The organism is Gardnerella sp. KA00288 (genome assembly GCF_049244085.1).
In the GTDB taxonomy this organism is placed as follows: Bacteria; Actinomycetota; Actinomycetes; order Actinomycetales; family Bifidobacteriaceae; genus Bifidobacterium; species Bifidobacterium greenwoodii.
In genome coordinates, this window is the sequence record NZ_CP058373.1 from 1,274,391 (window position 1) to 1,291,567 (window position 17,177).

Here is a 17,177-nt window from a genome sequence, read left to right on the forward strand (position 1 = left end):
TTCGACACTCCCTTACTTGCGGTTCTTACCATTCGGGCGACGACGAACAATCATCTTGTTCGAAGCCTTCTTTGGACGACGTGTACGAACCTCGCCCTTGCCCCATGGAGAAACTGGCGGCTTGCCACCACGGGTACGACCACCATGTGGGTGGTCCACAGGGTTCATGGATTCGCCTCGAGTGATTGGCCTACGACCAAGCCAACGAGCGCGACCAGCCTTACCAAGTTCAATGTTGGCGTGATCAGAATTACCAACTTCGCCAATCGTAGCGCGGCAACGAGCGTCAACGTTACGAATTTCGCCAGATGGCATACGCAACTGAGCGTAAGCGCCATCCTTAGCGACGAGCTGAACAGCAGCACCAGCGGAGCGAGCAATCTTTGCGCCACCAAGTGGACGAAGCTCGATTGCGTGAACCACGGTACCGGTTGGAATATTCTTCAGAGGCAGGTTGTTGCCTGGCTTAATATCAGCCTGAGCACCAGTCTCAATAACGTCACCCTGGGCAATACCTTCAGGAGCGATAATGTAGCGCTTCTCACCATCTGCGTAGTGCAGCAATGCGATGCGAGCGGAACGGTTAGGGTCATACTCAATATGAGCGACCTTTGCTGGCACGCCATCCTTGTCCCAACGCTTGAAGTCGATGAGACGGTACTGACGCTTGTGACCGCCGCCGCGATGGCGAGAAGTCATGCGGCCGTAAGAGTTACGACCACCAGTCTTGCTGAGTTTGCGTACCAACGATTTTTCAGGCGTAGAACGCGTGATCTCGGCAAAATCCGAAACCGAAGCGTTACGACGGCCTGCAGTCGTCGGCTTATAAACGCGGATAGCCATAATATAGTATTCCTTTACTTTTCTCGGCTAGCCTTCAGTTACCAAAGATGTCAATCGTTTGACCTTCAGCCACGGTGACAATAGCGCGCTTCTGGTTCACACGACGGCCGAAACCGGTGCGAGAGCGCTTCAACTTGCCAGCGCGGTTCAAAGTGTTAACGTTTGTCACCTTGACCTTGAAGATTTCTTCGATAGCCTGCTTAATCTGAACCTTGTTAGCATCTGGAGCCACTACGAAAGTGTACTGGCCACGATCAGAAGCTGCATAACTTTTTTCAGAAACAACTGGCTTAAGAATTACGTCATGTGCTGGGTTATGGACTGCGACCATTTAAATCAGGCCTCCTTAACGACAGGCTCGGTCTTAGCAGCAACGAAGGCTTCGAAGCCTTCCTTGGAGAAGACGACGTACTGAGCTGTAACAACATCGTAAGTGTTGAGCTGATCAGCGAAGATCACGTGAACAGTTGGAATGTTGCGTACAGACATCCACTCATTGATGTTCTCACGAGAAAGAACAACAGTAGTGAACTGGTTATTGGTCACAGGGGTAAGTGCTGCAACAGCTGCCTTTGTGGATGGAACATCCTTAATACCAAAGTCAACTACAGCAATACGTCCAGCATTTGCACGATCCGAAAGAACGTAACGAAGAGCAGCTGCCTTCATCTTCTTCGGGGTGCGCTGATCGTACTTACGAGGAACTGGACCGTGAACAACGCCACCATGTACCCACTGTGGAGCACGAATGGAACCCTGGCGAGCACGACCGGTGCCCTTCTGCTTCCATGGCTTCTTACCGCCGCCGGAAACATTAGCACGATTCTTCACAGCATGGGTGCCCTGACGAGCAGCAGCAAGCTGAGCGATTACGACCTGATGAACCAGTGGGCCGTGAGCCAAAACGTCTTCGTTGGAGATGCCGAAAATTTCAGCAGGAGCTTCAACGGTTCCGCTTGCCTTGCCCTTAGTATCAGTGACGTTCAGAGTTACGTTTGCCATAATTATCAGGCTCCCTTCACTGCCGAACGGACGAGAACGATTGCGCCCTTAGGACCTGGAATAGCGCCCTTAATAGCGAGAATGCCGTTCTCGACATCCGAAGAAACGATGGTGAGGTTAAGCGCGGTGGAAGTCACATGACCCATGCGACCAGCCATACGCTTGCCCTTCAAAATGCGGCTTGGAGTTGCGCAAGCGCCCACAGAACCTGGGCGACGTTCGTTCTTGTGCGAGCCGTGAGTACGACGATAGGACTTGAAGCCCCAACGCTTAATAGTGCCAGCAAAGCCCTTACCCTTGGTAGTGCCAGTGACATCTACTTCAGAACCCTCAGCGAACAATTCAGCAGTCAATTCCTGACCTGGCTGATAATCTGCTGCGTTCTCCGTGCGCACCTCAGCGAGGTGACGACGAGGAGTTACACCAGCCTTTGCAAAATGACCGGCCAATGGCTTGGTCACCTTGGTAGGATCAATCTGGCCATAACCGAGCTGTACTGCGCAATAACCGTCAGACTCTACAGTCTTTACAGCGGTAACTACGTTAGTAGCAACTTCAACCAGAGTTACGGGGACGAAGAAGCCGTTTTCATCCCAAACCTGCGACATACCAAGCTTGCGGCCAAGCAATGCAGTGCGATTCATATTATGCGACATTTTCTCCCCCTTCCTACAGCTTAATCTCGATGTTTACATCCGCAGGCAGGTCAATGTGCATCAAAGAATCCACAGCCTTTGGCGTTGGATCTACGATGTCAATGAGGCGCTTATGAGTGCGCATCTCGAAATGCTCGCGAGAATCCTTGTATTTATGAGGAGAACGGATAACAACAAACACGTTCTTCTCGGTCGGCAGAGGAACCGGACCCACCACTGTGGCGCCCGCGTTCGTCACCGTCTCGACGATTTTCTTCGCCGATTGGTCGATGACCTCATGGTCATAGGACTTAAGCCTGATGCGGATTTTCTGTCCCGCCATTGCCGTCCGCCCTTTCTAGCGATTCGTTTACTGTTTACCAACCTGAATTCAAGGGCACCGGCGAGAATAAGCCCCTAGGGCAATTCCACATCAGTGCGCGGCATCAAAAACCTATTCATACAAAAAAATTCGATTCAAAGTTTTTGCTTCCGCGCTCGCTTTTTTTAATTACAATATGCGAGCCTTAAAACAGGCAACTAAGTAATTAAACCATCAACCTTCGATTATTAAAAACCGGGCGTGTCGGCTATTTTCCAACAAAAAATGGCAGAAACTACAATTAGTTTAGCTTCTGCCATTATTAACTAAATACGCAAATAATTACGCGGCTTCACGCTCCAAACGCATGCGATGGCCTTCTTCTTGAGAAACACCATAATATGCAGCAATAGCAATATCCTTCATATCCTCAATTTGCGGAATACGAGGATTTGCAGGAGCGCACTGATCTTCGTAAGCGCGCATGCCAATATTGTCAAGTATCGACCAGTAGTATTCTTCGTCTACGCCACAAGCCTTAAACGAAGCGTCCATTCCAAGCTTTTCATTTCGATACTCTTCAACAGCGCGAGCAAGATTTTCCACGCCTTCTTCAGGGGTTTTACCAGGATCTACACCAAGATTCTTAGCAATCTCCTGATACCTTTCAAGCGCAATATAATGATTGTACTTTGGCCAGCTAGTTGGCTCTTGCGGAATCTGACCGTTGTAGCGAATAACATAAGGCAGCAAAATTGCGTTCGTATGTCCGTGCACAACATGGCACAAAGCACCAATAGTATGAGCCATAGCGTGGCACATACCTAAGAATGCGGAACCAAATGCCATTCCAGCCATAGTAGCGGCATTGTGCATTTTTTCTTGCGCCTCAACCTTGCGCTGAGAATCTTCACAATTCACAGAATCGTTGAGATTTTCCCAAATAAGTTTCGAAGCATGCAATGCCATAGCGTCCGTGAAATCATTCGCGTAAACAGACACATAAGCTTCCATAGCGTGAGTTAAGGCATCAAAACCAGAATCGCACGCCAAACGACGAGGCTGCGTACGAGCTAACACAGGATCTACGATTGCAACCGTTGGAGTCAAAGCGTAATCCGTAATAGGATACTTGTATCCAGTCTTGTGATCTGTAATAACAGCGTAAGGCGTAACTTCAGATCCAGTTCCGGAAGAAGTTGGTATGCAAACAAGCTTAGCTTTGCCACCAAGAGGCGGAATCTTAAATGCGCGCTTACGAATATCGAAGAACTTTTCGCGCAAATCAGCGAAAGAAATCTCCGGATGCTCGTACATAAGCCACATAATCTTAGAAGCATCCATTGGAGAACCGCCACCAACAGCAATAATTGTGTCTGGCTGGAATTCGTCACGCATCATTGCAGCGCCACGCTCAACCGTTTCAACGCTTGGCTCAGGCTCAACGTAATCAATAATGCGGAAAGTAACGCGATTATCTCGAGCACGAAGCTGATCAATAATCTTATCTACTACGCCAAGCTGCTCCATAACTTTATCGCACACAATAACTGCGCGCTCAACGCCGTACATATCCCTCAAATAACGAATAGCATTCGGCTCAAAATAAGTTTTAGCCGGAATCTTGAACCATTGCATATTATTATTCCTTCGTGCAATACGCTTAATATTAAGAAGATTTATAGCTTGTACGTTGCCAGAAACGGAATTTCCACCGTAAGATCCGCAGCCAAGAGTGAGCGAAGGAGCAATAGCATTATAAATATCTCCAACGCCACCAAGAGATCCAGGAGAATTCCAAACAATTCTGCAAGCATGCATACGAACGCCATATTCGCGCACAAGATCTTGATTATTTGTGTGAATTACAGCAGTGTGGCCAGCTCCATGCACAAGCATCTGCTCACACATATTAAAGCCTTGTTCTTTATTTTCGGCGCGAAGCATTGCATGAACAGGAGCAAGCTTTTCCATAGTAAGCGGCTCCATCTCGCCAACTTCTTTGCACTCAGCAACTAAAATCACAGCATCTTCTGGAATTTCAAATCCAGCTTCGTGAGCAATATATTGAGGAGATTTTCCTGGAACAGTGGAGTTAAGTTTTGGCGTATTTCCAGAATATGCAGTGCAGCCAAACATATATTGCTCAAGCTTAGCTTTTTCATCAGCATTAACAAAATATGCTTTCCTGCGCTTCAATTCGCGAAGTAATGGCTCATATACGTCCTTATTCGCAATAATTGCCTGTTCGGTTGCGCAAATCATTCCGTAATCAAAATGCTTTGAAAGAATTAAATCGTTTGCAGCACGCGAAATATCAACATCACTGTCAACATATGCAGGAGCATTTCCAGCTCCAACACCGAGAGCTGGCTTTCCAGAAGAATACGCAGCTTTTACCATTCCAGGACCGCCTGTTGCAAGAATGGTTGCAATCTTCGGATGCTTCATTAACGCGCCAGTTGCAGCAATAGAAGGATGCTCAATCCACTGAATGCAATCTTTTGGCGCACCCGCAGCCACAGCAGCATCACGAACAATTCGAGCTGCTTCAGAAGAGCACTTTTGCGCGAAAGGATGGAATCCAAAAATAATTGGGCAGCGAGTTTTTAGCGCAATAAGAGACTTAAAAATGGCTGTTGAGGTTGGGTTTGTAACTGGAGTTACGCCTGCAACAATACCAACTGGCTCAGCGATTTCGTCAATTCCAAGAACATCATCTTCGCGAATAATTCCAACTGTTTTCTGTCCTGCCAAGTAATGCGTAATATGTTCGCATGCAAAAATGTTTTTTGTTGCTTTATCTTCAACAAGACCGCGCCCAGTTTCGTCAACAGCCATTTTTGCAAGAACCAAATGCTTATTTAGCGCTGCAACAGATGCTTTAGCTACAATATGATCAATTTGTTGCTGATTAAGCTTTTCAAATTCATCTAAAGCATGTGATGCTTTTTCAACAAGTTGATCAACCTCTTGCTGTGCTGCCAATTCAACATCATCGACGGTTTTAGACTCTGTTTCGGCCTTATTCTGTGCCTCAACCATGAGTAGTCCTCCTTGATCTTTACCAACGGCATTAATAACGACGTTAATAACGACGTTAATAGCAAATATTTTTTGCCTGTTGTTACTCACAGTAAGTAAATATGTGATACAAGTCACAATTTAGCCGTTTTACTGTACTTTTGCATCTTTGCAGCGAGTTGCGCTATTTATGATTGAGCACGGTAGAGTTATGTTCGTTTTTTGAGTACTTTTGCTTACTTTTACGTTCGTTTTTATTTTTTTATATAGATTTTGATATTTAGATTTTGTTAGATTTTGATATACAAAAATGGCTCCAAGCAAAAGCCTGAAGCCATTTTGTAAAATATATATTCTGCGAAACTTAACGCTTCGAGAACTGAGGTGCACGACGTGCCTTGTGCAAACCAGCCTTCTTGCGTTCCACAACGCGAGCGTCGCGAGTCAAGAAGCCAGCCTTCTTCAAAGCAATACGGTTTGCATCGCGATCGATGGAATTCAATGCACGAGCAACACCCAAGCGAATAGCACCAGCCTGGCCGGTAGTGCCGCCGCCGTCAACGAGGACTACGACGTCGAACTTGCCTTCAAGCTTGAGCAACACGATTGGTGAATTCACTTCGCGCTGCAATAAGCGAGATGGGAAGTACTCTTCCAAAGTGCGACCATTGATGGTCCACTTACCAGAGCCTGGAACCAAACGTACACGAGCAACAGCTTCCTTACGACGACCAGTGCCGTAGCCTGGCTCGATTGCGGAAGTGCCGGTGCCTGCACCAGCGTTAGTTTCAGTAGTGTAGCTAGTCAGTTCTTCTTCGTTTTCAAGAACCGCGGAGTTGTTATTTTCTGCCATATCTATTCTCCTTGATCTCACTTAGCCTGCTGAGAGACCTGAGCGATCTCGAAGACCTGTGGCTTCTGCGAAGTGTGCGGATGCTCAGCGCCAGTGAACACACGAAGGCGGTCAAGCTGCACCTTAGCAAGACGATTCTTTGGAAGCATGCCCTTGACAGCAGCCATGATAATACGCTTTGGATTCTTCTCCAAAAGCTCTTCATAGCTATCACGACGAAGGCCGCCTGGACGACCAGAGTGGGAATACAGTTCCTTGCTCAACTTATTGCCAGTCAAAGCAATCTTTTCAGCGTTAATAATAATAACGTGATTGCCAGAATCAGCATGAGGAGCAAACGTTGGCTTATTCTTACCACGCAGCAAGATTGCTACCTGAGAGGCCAAACGACCAAGTACCACGTCAGTGGCATCGATGATGTACCAGTCATGAGTCAAATCTGCTGGTTTCGGTGTGAAAGTCTTCACAATCGTACCTTTTCTCTATTGTGTTTCGAGCGTTGTATTTTCTTGGTTTATAGAAAATACGTTACTCATAATCCGTGGGCTCCCTGAAAGTCCTCGATGGCGAGTGGGAAAAGCGCTTTGAAGGACCCCTTAGGGAAACACAACAATCTGCAAGTATATCGCCAAGTGGCGACTACTTGCAAGTGTCTATTTTATATAAGGCTGAGACGAATACAAAACAAATTGCTCAACAAATTGCTCAACAAATTGCTAAACAAAATAAATCACAAGATGTTATGCATTCATAATCGCAGCAAGCGAGCGCACACGAGGCAAATCAAACATAGTATCCAAAGACACCGGATTGCCGTCACCATCAGCTAACGGAATACGCCAATTCGGGTACTCATCATTAGTTCCAGGCTGATTTTGCGCACGATACTCACCAACTGCATCAACCAAAGAAGCAGCAAGCAAACGTGAAGGAGCATCCTTCAAAGCACGATACAACGCCTCAATAATCTCCTGAGTATGAGCATCCTCATCCTCAAGCAACTGAGCATCCAAATAACCGCCCTTAACTAACATGCGCATCATGGCACGATGCTCTGCTTCAGCTCCAGCGCGGAATTCTTCAACAGAACCCGTAAGCAAGTGCAAACGCTCACGAATATTAACCTGCTCATAGCGCAAATAGCCGGCAGCAGGAGGTAAATCGTGGGTATTTACAGAAGCAAGTGTCATTTCGCGCCACTTATCTGGAGAACGGAATTCACCATCTTGCACCTCGAACCATTCAACCGTGCAACCAAGCACAGCCTTCTTGCGCAGCACATCCAAAGCATTTGCAGGCAAAACACCCAAATCTTCGCCAACAACTACACCGTGAGCGCGAGCGGCTTCGATTGCCAAAATGCCAAGCATAATGTCAGCATCGTAGTAAACGTAAGCACCGCCACTTGGAGCTGAACCTTCTGGAATCCACCATAAGCGGAAAAGTCCAAGAATGTGATCAATTCGCACAGCACCAGCTGAAGCAAACATTCCATGAACCATATCTCGGTATGTTTTAAAACCAGTGCGCTCAAGCTCAAACGGATGCAGTGGAGGCTGCGACCAATCCTGGCCCTGCTGATTGAAGTAATCAGGCGGAGCACCAACGGTAGCACCGTTAGCAAATCTCTCTGGATTCCACCAAACTTCAGATCCTGCAGGATGCACACCAACAGCCATATCTGACATAATGCCAATCTTCATGCCAGCAGCACGTGCAGCAACTTGAGCATCATGCAATTGCGTAAAAGCAACCCATTCAAGCCAACGATAAAACTCAAGAGTATCCGGGAAGCGCTTAGCTAATTCGCGCACTTGGTCAGAATCTTTAGTAAGAGTCTTCTCCCAGCAATCGTCACCCTTTGGAGCACCCCACTTGTCGTAGCAAAGGCACCATGTGGCATAGGATTCAAGACGCTCGCCCATTTCCTGCTTAAACTCGTCAAAAACGCGAGTGCGATTTTCTGGCATGCCAGCCTTGAAAATCAGCCAAAGTGCGCGCATTTTCACTCGCCACATAGAATCTCTATCAATGATTTGAGCATCGTTATTAAGAGGATCTACCTGGGCATGTAATTTTTCGACTTCTTTTCGAGTTTTATCGTCCAACGTAGCGTACTCAGGAATACTTTCTGGACGAATATACGTTACGTTTACCATTCCCCTAGCAACTGGCAAGTACGGAGATGGTGTAAGTGGAGTCACAGGCTCACCTGCATGCATTGGGTTAATTAACACAAAGTCAGCGCCAGTTTTTTTCTTAGCTTCAGCAAGAAGAGTTGCTAAATCTGCAAAATCGCCAACACCCCAAGACTTTGAAGAACGGATTGAATAAAGCTGAGCCATCCATCCCCAAAGCTGCTCACCGTTTGCTTCAAGAGAATCAAGTGTAGTTATGCTTTCTGGAGCACTAATAAGTGTTGCTTCTTCTTGACGCTCTCCAACAGTTACTCGCAAAGTGTGGTAGCCCATTGGCAAATCTTCAGGAATTTTAATTAAAGACGTAGCTACAAACTTGCCATTTACAGGGTATGCAGTGGTGTTATCGTTAGGTACGATTTCTAATTCACCCTCATACTGTTCGCCGTTTTCCAACGTAATAGCTGCCACTGGATACTCAAGGATTCCAGTATTCACAGTTACTTCATCGCACTTGCCAACAGTATGTAAAACCGTTGGAGCAACAATACGCCCGTGACGGTAAGTCAAAACATCTTGCATAGATTTTTCTATTGCAGCATCGCTAGAAGCATCTACGCCTAATGCGGCTAAAACAGACACCAATACGTTATCTTGAATTTCATGTTCTTTATTGTCGGAACCAACGTAACGCACACCTACGCCCATTAATTCTGCTAGGCGATGCAGTGGCGACGCTTCTGTCACTTCTTCTGTTTTATTATTCATGTGTTCCATTATTCGCGAGAGCAACGACCGCGCGCCGCCAAAGCTACATCTTCCGACTTGTCGTTGCACAAAGTTTGCAAAACATTCTGCGGAACTCCAGGATTTAGCGCAACTGCTCTACGCACCATAGTCGCCAATACGTCTGGAGCGTTTTCTTCTATACTTACTCCAAGAGATGCAAGATATTGCAAGGTTTTCGCGCTTACACCATCTACTTGTGCACCTTCTAAACGCATTTTCCAAGATGCTTTTGGATTACACAATGCGGCATCGCGAACTTTAGGGCAAGAATCTTTTGTAAGTCTTCCAACTAACCAATTTTTAGCATCGTGATTTTCAGCAACAGCTAAACGCACATCGTCGGATGCGTCTTCCGAAAGTTTCACTAGTATATTTGGGAATGGCATTGAAGTAGCTAAGTAGATTCTGTCTTCTTCTGGAGTATTTGCGTTTCCAGCAACAGCTTCTAGTAAAGAAGTGGCCCTAGAAAACGCGGCTTGATCAGACCTATCTGGCAACTTACGTCTAGCAAATTCGTGAAGTTCTGCAGAATCCTCACTATGGCGCAAATGCTCATATACTGCGGTTAAAGGCTCATATTCTGCATCATTATTTGGCTGCTCTTGATTATTCGTACTCATAAAATCACCTTTAACGCTTTATGTCGATTAGCTTATTATTTAGAGTACCATCTGCTTTCGGCACAACACTTCAGGAACAACACTTCCAGAAAAAGAATTTTTAACTAGCAAAAGAAATTCTTCCGATTTATAAGTTGGTACGGAAATATTTAGAGTAATATCAACTCCATAATTTTCGCTGTCAATTGCACCTTCTACTTGATTGACTATATGCTGCAACATGCGCAATTGCTGGTATTTAAGATTGCAAGCAAAGCTAACGCAAGAAACAATATCTACGATTTTTGCTGCTGCAACCGCCATACTTGCAGACTTAGCATAAGCTCGCGTTAATCCGCCCGAGCCAAGTAAAATACCGCCAAAGTAGCGCGTTACTGTTACTACGCAATCGGTTAAATTCGCTGAGCGTAAAACATCAAGTATTGGTTTTCCAGCTGTTCCGGAAGGCTCGCCGTCATCGCTCATTCGTTCGCATAATTGAGCTCCACGCATTCCGCATATAGCAGCATACGCAACGTGACGCGCTTTAGGATTCGCAACTTTAACCGACTGCACAAAATCCAGAGCTTCATCAAGAGTTGTTACATGACAAATATTGCCAATAAATTCTGATTTTTTCTCAACAAACGCATCATGCGCAGGATTAGAAGAATCTTCTTGCACTGTGCGTAAAACAGTATGCAAAACAGTATTCGAAACAGTATGCGAAACTGGCACTATATACTAGGCCTTTTCGTAGCGAAGCAAACGATCAATAATCTCAGTAACATCTTCCATTGCTTGCTTTGCGCCTTCAGCCGTGCCTGTTTCAACAGCACGATGTATATCACTATTGACATGCTCACGCGCAGTCAGCACAGCTAATGAATGCAATGCAGCTGTTGCAGCAGAAAGTTGCATAAGAACATCTTTGCACTCAGCATCTTTCTCAATCATAGTATTGATAGCACTAAGCTGCCCTTGCACTCTATGCAAGCGTACTAACAGTTTATTTTTATCAATATCATAATCTTTCATTGCTGCTCCCTCTTCTATAAAAGCACAGTAACATATATGTCATAACGTCATACCCAATATAGTACAAGCTGACATACTACTCATATTATGCGCAAATTGTAAAGTAATTACAACAAAAATTTGACGCGCTAATCATATTTTTTGAAAAATTCATAAGATTAACGCGCCAAATTCCGAATATTCCTAGGAATAAGTACTATACCAATCTACGTTTCAATTGGCGAGCACCACCGTGACGCGCATTGTCGAATTTGCGTCCGTGTCTAGGAATTACAGCAACAAATCGCCCTAGGAACATTCCACTAGCGAATGTTAGTGTTGTTAGTGAAAGAAGCATTACAGTCGCGCCCGAAACGCCAGTAACAGCCAGTGAAGATGGGTTTGTATTTGTTATTTCACCACTATCATCTTTATCTAATCTGTTATCCGACAATTCATCCAAATTGTTCGGAGTAGACTGTGTATTACTTTTTCCACTCTTATCGTTATTCCCATTATTGCCATCCGCAAAACCAAAATTCTTCAGATCAATTGGATAATTTGAATTTGCATCAGACTTACCGCCTGCACCGCCTTTACCACTTTTGTTGTTTTCGCCATTTACACCTTGATTGTCAAAATCATCTTGATCATCCTGATTCTGATCTCCATAAGAGCGCGCAGAATTATCCATCACCTGCACAGTTTCACCCTCTACACCCAAAACATGAGTAGCTAAAGGATGCCCTTGAGCATCGAAAACTTCCGCCTTCCAATAAACAATTCCGTCGTGGTTCAAAGTAATATCAGCAGATTTAACGGTAATCGGAGATTTCTTGCTATCTTCAGATTGCTTATCCGTAATATTTACGCGCGATTCAGGCATAATCTCATCGCTTTGTGCAGATGTTACAGAGTTAGCAGCCGGTGAAGCATGAGGCGCATCAGTTGATTTTGCCTTTGCCTTTGCTTTTGCCTTTGCTTTTTCTTCTGCATTAGACTTTAGCGAAGAAGACTTGTATTTATCGTTAGCATTATCGTCACCATACGCATATGCGCTAAATACTACGTAACTTCCCTTTGGAACATCACCGGTAATACGAGCATTGTCATGGAACTTTTCTCCAACCTGCACTTTATCGTCACTAACTCTAGTTGTCACAGATACAGGATGAACCAAAGTAGTTGGTTCTACATACGTGCGGCTCCACAAATTGTCGTAAGCCGATTTATAAGCTACAGCGCGCGAAGATCCAGGAAAATCGTACACAAACACATACCAGCCTGAAGCACTATTCTTATCGGCACGAATATGCACGTTATTTTCCAAAACTTTCGGCTCAGTAGTAGACCTATCAGTTCCAGCAATAGGTCTAAGCGTAATATTTCCGTTGCCAATCTTGTACACGCCATTAACTGCAGGAACATCCCACTTAGCAATCAAACGATGATGACTATCTTCTTTTGGCTCTTGCGCGGACGGCTCGCCTTTAGATCCAGGCATATAATTTTCGTTATCTTTTTTAGTAGGATTTTCACTACCTGCACCGGCCCACCAAACGCGAATATGCGCTTTTTTATCTTCATTAAAGCCGTAACTGTTATTTCCCTTAAAAGATCCGTAAGTTTCAGGAAGACCTCTTACAGTAATCTCATTAACAATTTCCGTATTAAGCCCAACAGTTTGCTGCTTAGCAACAATATCTGAGCTCACAGTTGCTTGATGAACAGCCGTAGTGTCTGTAGAACCAAATAGCTGCACAACATCATCTTTCAAAAACTCTCGGTCAGATTTATTCTGAGAATCTCGAGAAATAATCCAAACCCATGTGCCAAACAAACCTGCTTCTAAATCATTTACTTTATAAGCTTCTGCTTTATCAAGATCAGATGCAGTAATATCGCCATTAGCACGTTTTGCTACTGCAGTTATAGTTTCGCCAGAATTAGAGAAATTAGCTTTAGCCGCAGCAACTTGACGCAAATTAGGCATAGAGCGCATGCGATTCAAGTACTCTTTAGCAGATTCACCACTATTTCGCTGTTGAATATGCAAAATATCTTCAGCTGAACCTACAAAATAGTAGCCTTGCGCGCGAAGACGAACATTTTCTGGCCAAGAATCATTTCCCGCAACACCGCTAGTTACAGTACTATCTACCTGCTCTCCTGCACGCAGCTCATGCTTTGATATTTTCGACTTAAGCAGCGGCTGGAAAGTTTTTTCTACACCAAAAGAAAAATCTTGCGGATACCATGTATTTTCAAAAGATCTAATCACATCTTGACCATCTGGAGAGAATAAACGTTCAGCTTTTGGAGCATTAAAAGAAACTTCAATTCGAGCGTTTCCAGCATCAAGTGCGTTCCAAGTAATGTCTAAACCTTCTTTTTTAGATTTTCCTTCAAAAGACTCAGATCCGTTAGCAAATTTAATAAGATTATTTGAGGATTTTACTTTAATAGGTACTCCTCCTAAAGAATCTCCATTAGAATTTTGCAGACTAATATGCATTACGCCAACGCGCTTGCCCTTAGTGTAATCATTTTTTAGCACAGCCTTAACCGGAGTTTCTTTAACACCCTGCTGCCACAACTCATCTGCCTTATTCCTTAAAGTTTCTGTTTCAACGCCTACAAATCCGTTTTCAACAACCTCCTTCCATCTATCTTGATTAATATCAAAACGACTATGAATCATAAACGCCAAAGCAGCCTGAGTTAGATCATCGTCATTGGTGTTGTGCGTTTTAATAATATTTGCAGCAATACGATAATCTTCACCATTCATCTGCTTAATATCGCCTTTGTAATCTATAAATACGGAAGATTCAATGCAAAAAATAGAATTCTTTCTACCTCCCCACTTATCCGTAACAGGACCGAGCCTTAGCCTTGCAATCTTTTCGCTTAGCCATTCAACAGTATTCGACTTTTTGTAATAATAACCCGTTAATTTATCGACAGATCCCATAGCAATTTGCGAACAAAGCACCGAAGGAACTAGTACTGCGGAAGTAAACAATGCCAACATTTTGCGAATATTTTTTTGTTTCATGAGGTTTCGCAATTTATTTGCACAACTAAAACTAGTATGCTTCCCCAAATATGTTTCCATAAAAATCTCCTTTAACCCAACCCTTAATGCAATAGCGAATTATGAGAATAATTTTCTATTTGCATTGAGCACTAGAGTAAGCGCTCATAACATCAACTATGACTTTAGAAAAGATTTGCGTAAATATTTTTTTAGTATTGTGGTTAAAAGGTCAGATTTGAATAAAAGTTATGCACAAATCCACAATTTTGCCTAAATCTCTTGCCTAAATTTTTGCCGCTTACCCGCAGCTTACCCAATTTTTTCTTGTGGAGATTTTTAAAAAACAAAAACTCCGGACTGCAAAAAGCAATCCGGAGCAATCCGCGGAGTCAGAGAGATTCGAACTCTCGAGCCGCTTACGCGACTAACACCTTAGCAGGGTGCCCCTATCGGCCACTCAGGCATGACTCCAATTATTTGTTGCGTACAATTAGCAACAGATTGACACTATAGCACCTCTTACGGACTGTAAACAAGCCCGACGCGACACACTTAAAATCAATCAAAACACTAAACAGGATTATGGTCGCCAGAGAACGTAACCACCACAGCACACATAACCAAAGCTATACCAGCAACATCGCTTAGAGTTGGAATCTCACCAAATCCCATTCCAATAACAACCGCAATTGCAGGATACAGTGCTTGCATAACAGAATATTTTGCGGAGCTAACGCGCTTAAGTAAAACCTGGTCCAGCAAAGCCGGGAAGAATGAAGCGCATACTGCAATCACAAGCATCAATGCAAGCAAAGCAAAAGATCCCCCAGGCCTAGCAGCCCACGTAGCTTCTGCTTTAGGCCAAATAACATTCTTAACTGCAGGAACAGCAAGAACTGTAGATTGCAAAAGCCAGCCAATAAGAGCCGCAACACTTACGCGGTCAATAGCATGCGAAGCTTTTGCAATTTTTCGTCCGGAAACAATATACACGCCCCACATTAAGCCGCCAACAATAATAGCGCATAAACCTATTAGAAAATGCTGACTTACTGCACTATGCATGGAAGCGCTTGCAAGTAAAGCAATTCCGCAAACAGCAATTACCATACCCGCTCTTTCACGCCATTCATGACCGGTAATAACAGCCACAAGCAGCGGGCCAATAAATTCTATAGTTACAGCCACACCTACAGGCATGCAGCTAATTGCCACATAAAACATGGTATTCATAGCAACTAAAGAAATTCCGACCGCAATAACAATTGCCCATTCATGCAAAGTTTTTGGCAACAAGCTACGTTTTGTACGCGAAAATGGTCTTCGCCAAGCCAGTAGCATCAAAGTCATAAAACCAACGCGATACCACACAGCATAAAGTGGGTCTAGCTGACTAAATGCAACTTTTGCAACAGACGTAGCCGTATACACCATTACAGCTTCAATAACTATGATTAGCAGCACTGGCATGCGATGTAATACATTTACGACAAATTGCTTCATAGCAACAACCCTACATGAATATATAGGCGACATTCGCTTTTTTGCAAAAAACATTACTTTTTTCTACAAAATCGAACGTTTGTTCTATTATAAATTTATGAGTACAGCACCGAGAGTACAGGCAGCAAAACGAGATTGGGGTCACGATACCTCCGGCTGTAACATACTTCATGTTGATATGGATGCGTTTTATGCTTCTTTAGAAGTTGCAAGACACCCGGAGCTTAAGGGAAAGCCGCTTATTATTGGCACAGGAAATCGTGCTGTAGTTTCTGCAGCAAGTTACGAGGCTCGTGCTTATGGTGTTAATTCAGCAATTCCTGTTGTTAAGGCTAGAAGTCTTTGCCCGCAGGGAGTTTTCTTGCCAGTTGACATACCTTACTATTCAAGCGTTTCTAAAAGTATTTTTGAAGAAATTTTTTTGCATGTTACTAATCAAGTCGAAAAAGTTTCTGTTGACGAATGCTACATGAACGTTAAATCGGCTTTATTACAGTGGAAGTCACCTGTAAATATTGGGGCTTGGATACGAAAAGAAGTATTTGAAAAATATCATATTACGTGCTCTGTTGGCATTGCCAGCAATAAACTTATTGCAAAAATGGCTTCAACTAACGCAAAACCTAATGGCATGCTTCTTATTCCGCAAAAATGTAATGAAGATTTTGTGTCAATAATGCCTTTGCGCGCAATACCAGGAATCGGCCCTTCTTTAATACATAAGCTTGAAGACTGGGGATTATCTACTGTTGCGTCACTTAAAAATGTTGATGAAAAAACGCTTGCTCGCATAACAGGCTCGCAAAGCATGGCAAGAATGATATATCAGTCTGTTAGGGGCATAGACGAGCGCACTGTAGTACCGCGAGCGCCAGAAAAATCTATTGGCACCGAACGAACTTTAGATTCAGACACAACTAGCGAGCAAACTGTTCAACAATTACTGCAACAATGCTGCAGCGAAGTAACTCAGCATTTGCGAAATCGTAAGCTTATGGCGCGAACTATAACGCTAAAACTGCGATTTAGCGACTTGCATTATGTTACTAGATCTTCTACTTTGCAAAATGCCACTGATTCAACGCACGAGTTTTACAAGCACGCCATTGACTTGCTTTCTAAAGCTAATCCAACTGTTCATAATTACATTCTTGGAGGAAACAACACAAAGCTTTTAAGTCCGGTTCGCTTAGCTGGGATTACAGCGAATAATCTTGTGCCAGCAAATAAAGTTTCGCTGCAGCCTTCATTAAACGATATTCTGGAAGAAAATACGCGCGAATCTAAAAATCCTGCGCAAAACAGCATATCTGCAATGAATAAAAATACTAGATTGCGTCACGCGGAGCACGCTTTAGACGCCGTTCGTAAAAAATATGGCGACGATGCAGCACATATTGGATTGTAAACTC

The 17,177-nt window shown here is 44.1% G+C and carries 15 protein-coding genes and 1 tRNA gene; 1 reads left to right on the top strand and 15 read right to left on the bottom strand.

The genetic code is table 11. From position 1 onward, the window contains the following. Positions 1 to 12 precede the first annotated feature (12 nt). From rplB to HXT52_RS04990, 15 genes are all read right to left on the bottom strand, one after another. Complete coding sequence (gene rplB, locus HXT52_RS04920; RefSeq protein WP_004129060.1) at positions 13 to 843, bottom strand: 50S ribosomal protein L2; 831 nt, start codon at positions 841 to 843, stop codon at positions 13 to 15. 34 nt (positions 844 to 877) lie between these two features. Continuing rightward, a complete protein-coding gene (rplW, locus tag HXT52_RS04925; protein ID WP_004105515.1) occupies positions 878 to 1,174 on the bottom strand; it encodes a 50S ribosomal protein L23 in 297 nt (98 codons plus the stop codon). Between the two features lie 5 nt (positions 1,175 to 1,179). Continuing rightward, positions 1,180 to 1,845 carry a 50S ribosomal protein L4 gene (gene rplD, locus HXT52_RS04930; protein ID WP_004135723.1) on the bottom strand — a complete coding sequence of 222 codons (666 nt, stop codon included), beginning with the start codon at positions 1,843 to 1,845 and terminating at the stop codon, positions 1,180 to 1,182. Positions 1,846 to 1,850: 5 nt separating this feature from the next. Further along, positions 1,851 to 2,501 carry a 50S ribosomal protein L3 gene (rplC, locus tag HXT52_RS04935; RefSeq protein WP_004135726.1) on the bottom strand — a complete coding sequence of 217 codons (651 nt, stop codon included), beginning with the start codon at positions 2,499 to 2,501 and terminating at the stop codon, positions 1,851 to 1,853. 13 nt (positions 2,502 to 2,514) lie between these two features. After that, complete coding sequence (rpsJ, locus tag HXT52_RS04940; RefSeq protein ID WP_003808013.1) at positions 2,515 to 2,823, bottom strand: 30S ribosomal protein S10; 309 nt, start codon at positions 2,821 to 2,823, stop codon at positions 2,515 to 2,517. A gap of 321 nt (positions 2,824 to 3,144) precedes the next feature. Next, positions 3,145 to 5,847, bottom strand: a complete 2,703-nt coding sequence (gene adhE / locus HXT52_RS04945; RefSeq protein WP_004135728.1) for a bifunctional acetaldehyde-CoA/alcohol dehydrogenase — start codon at positions 5,845 to 5,847, stop codon at positions 3,145 to 3,147. Between the two features lie 343 nt (positions 5,848 to 6,190). Beyond that, the gene (gene rpsI / locus HXT52_RS04950) at positions 6,191 to 6,679 is read right to left on the bottom strand and encodes a 30S ribosomal protein S9 (protein ID WP_004129066.1); all 489 of its coding nucleotides are present in this window, start codon (positions 6,677 to 6,679) and stop codon (positions 6,191 to 6,193) included. A 17-nt stretch (positions 6,680 to 6,696) separates the two neighbouring features. Then, a complete protein-coding gene (rplM, locus tag HXT52_RS04955; RefSeq protein ID WP_004129067.1) occupies positions 6,697 to 7,146 on the bottom strand; it encodes a 50S ribosomal protein L13 in 450 nt (149 codons plus the stop codon). Between the two features lie 273 nt (positions 7,147 to 7,419). Beyond that, positions 7,420 to 9,585 carry a 4-alpha-glucanotransferase gene (malQ, locus tag HXT52_RS04960; protein ID WP_410314559.1) on the bottom strand — a complete coding sequence of 722 codons (2,166 nt, stop codon included), beginning with the start codon at positions 9,583 to 9,585 and terminating at the stop codon, positions 7,420 to 7,422. Between the two features lie 8 nt (positions 9,586 to 9,593). Then, entirely contained in the window at positions 9,594 to 10,226 is a 633-nt protein-coding gene (locus tag HXT52_RS04965; protein ID WP_421775840.1) for an AbrB family transcriptional regulator, read from the bottom strand. Positions 10,227 to 10,265: 39 nt separating this feature from the next. Further along, positions 10,266 to 10,943 carry an IMPACT family protein gene (locus HXT52_RS04970; protein WP_421775841.1) on the bottom strand — a complete coding sequence of 226 codons (678 nt, stop codon included), beginning with the start codon at positions 10,941 to 10,943 and terminating at the stop codon, positions 10,266 to 10,268. A 6-nt stretch (positions 10,944 to 10,949) separates the two neighbouring features. Beyond that, positions 10,950 to 11,243, bottom strand: a complete 294-nt coding sequence (locus tag HXT52_RS04975; protein WP_004135739.1) for a metal-sensitive transcriptional regulator — start codon at positions 11,241 to 11,243, stop codon at positions 10,950 to 10,952. Positions 11,244 to 11,439: 196 nt separating this feature from the next. Further along, positions 11,440 to 14,340, bottom strand: coding sequence for a peptidase (locus HXT52_RS04980; RefSeq protein ID WP_421775842.1), 2,901 nt, complete (start codon positions 14,338 to 14,340; stop codon positions 11,440 to 11,442). 306 nt (positions 14,341 to 14,646) lie between these two features. Then, a tRNA-Ser gene (locus HXT52_RS04985) sits at positions 14,647 to 14,733 on the bottom strand. Between the two features lie 99 nt (positions 14,734 to 14,832). Next, entirely contained in the window at positions 14,833 to 15,765 is a 933-nt protein-coding gene (locus HXT52_RS04990) for an EamA family transporter (protein ID WP_421775843.1), read from the bottom strand. A 97-nt stretch (positions 15,766 to 15,862) separates the two neighbouring features. Between HXT52_RS04990 and dinB the strand changes: the two genes are divergently transcribed. After that, entirely contained in the window at positions 15,863 to 17,173 is a 1,311-nt protein-coding gene (gene dinB, locus HXT52_RS04995; RefSeq protein WP_421775844.1) for a DNA polymerase IV, read from the top strand. Positions 17,174 to 17,177 lie beyond the last annotated feature (4 nt).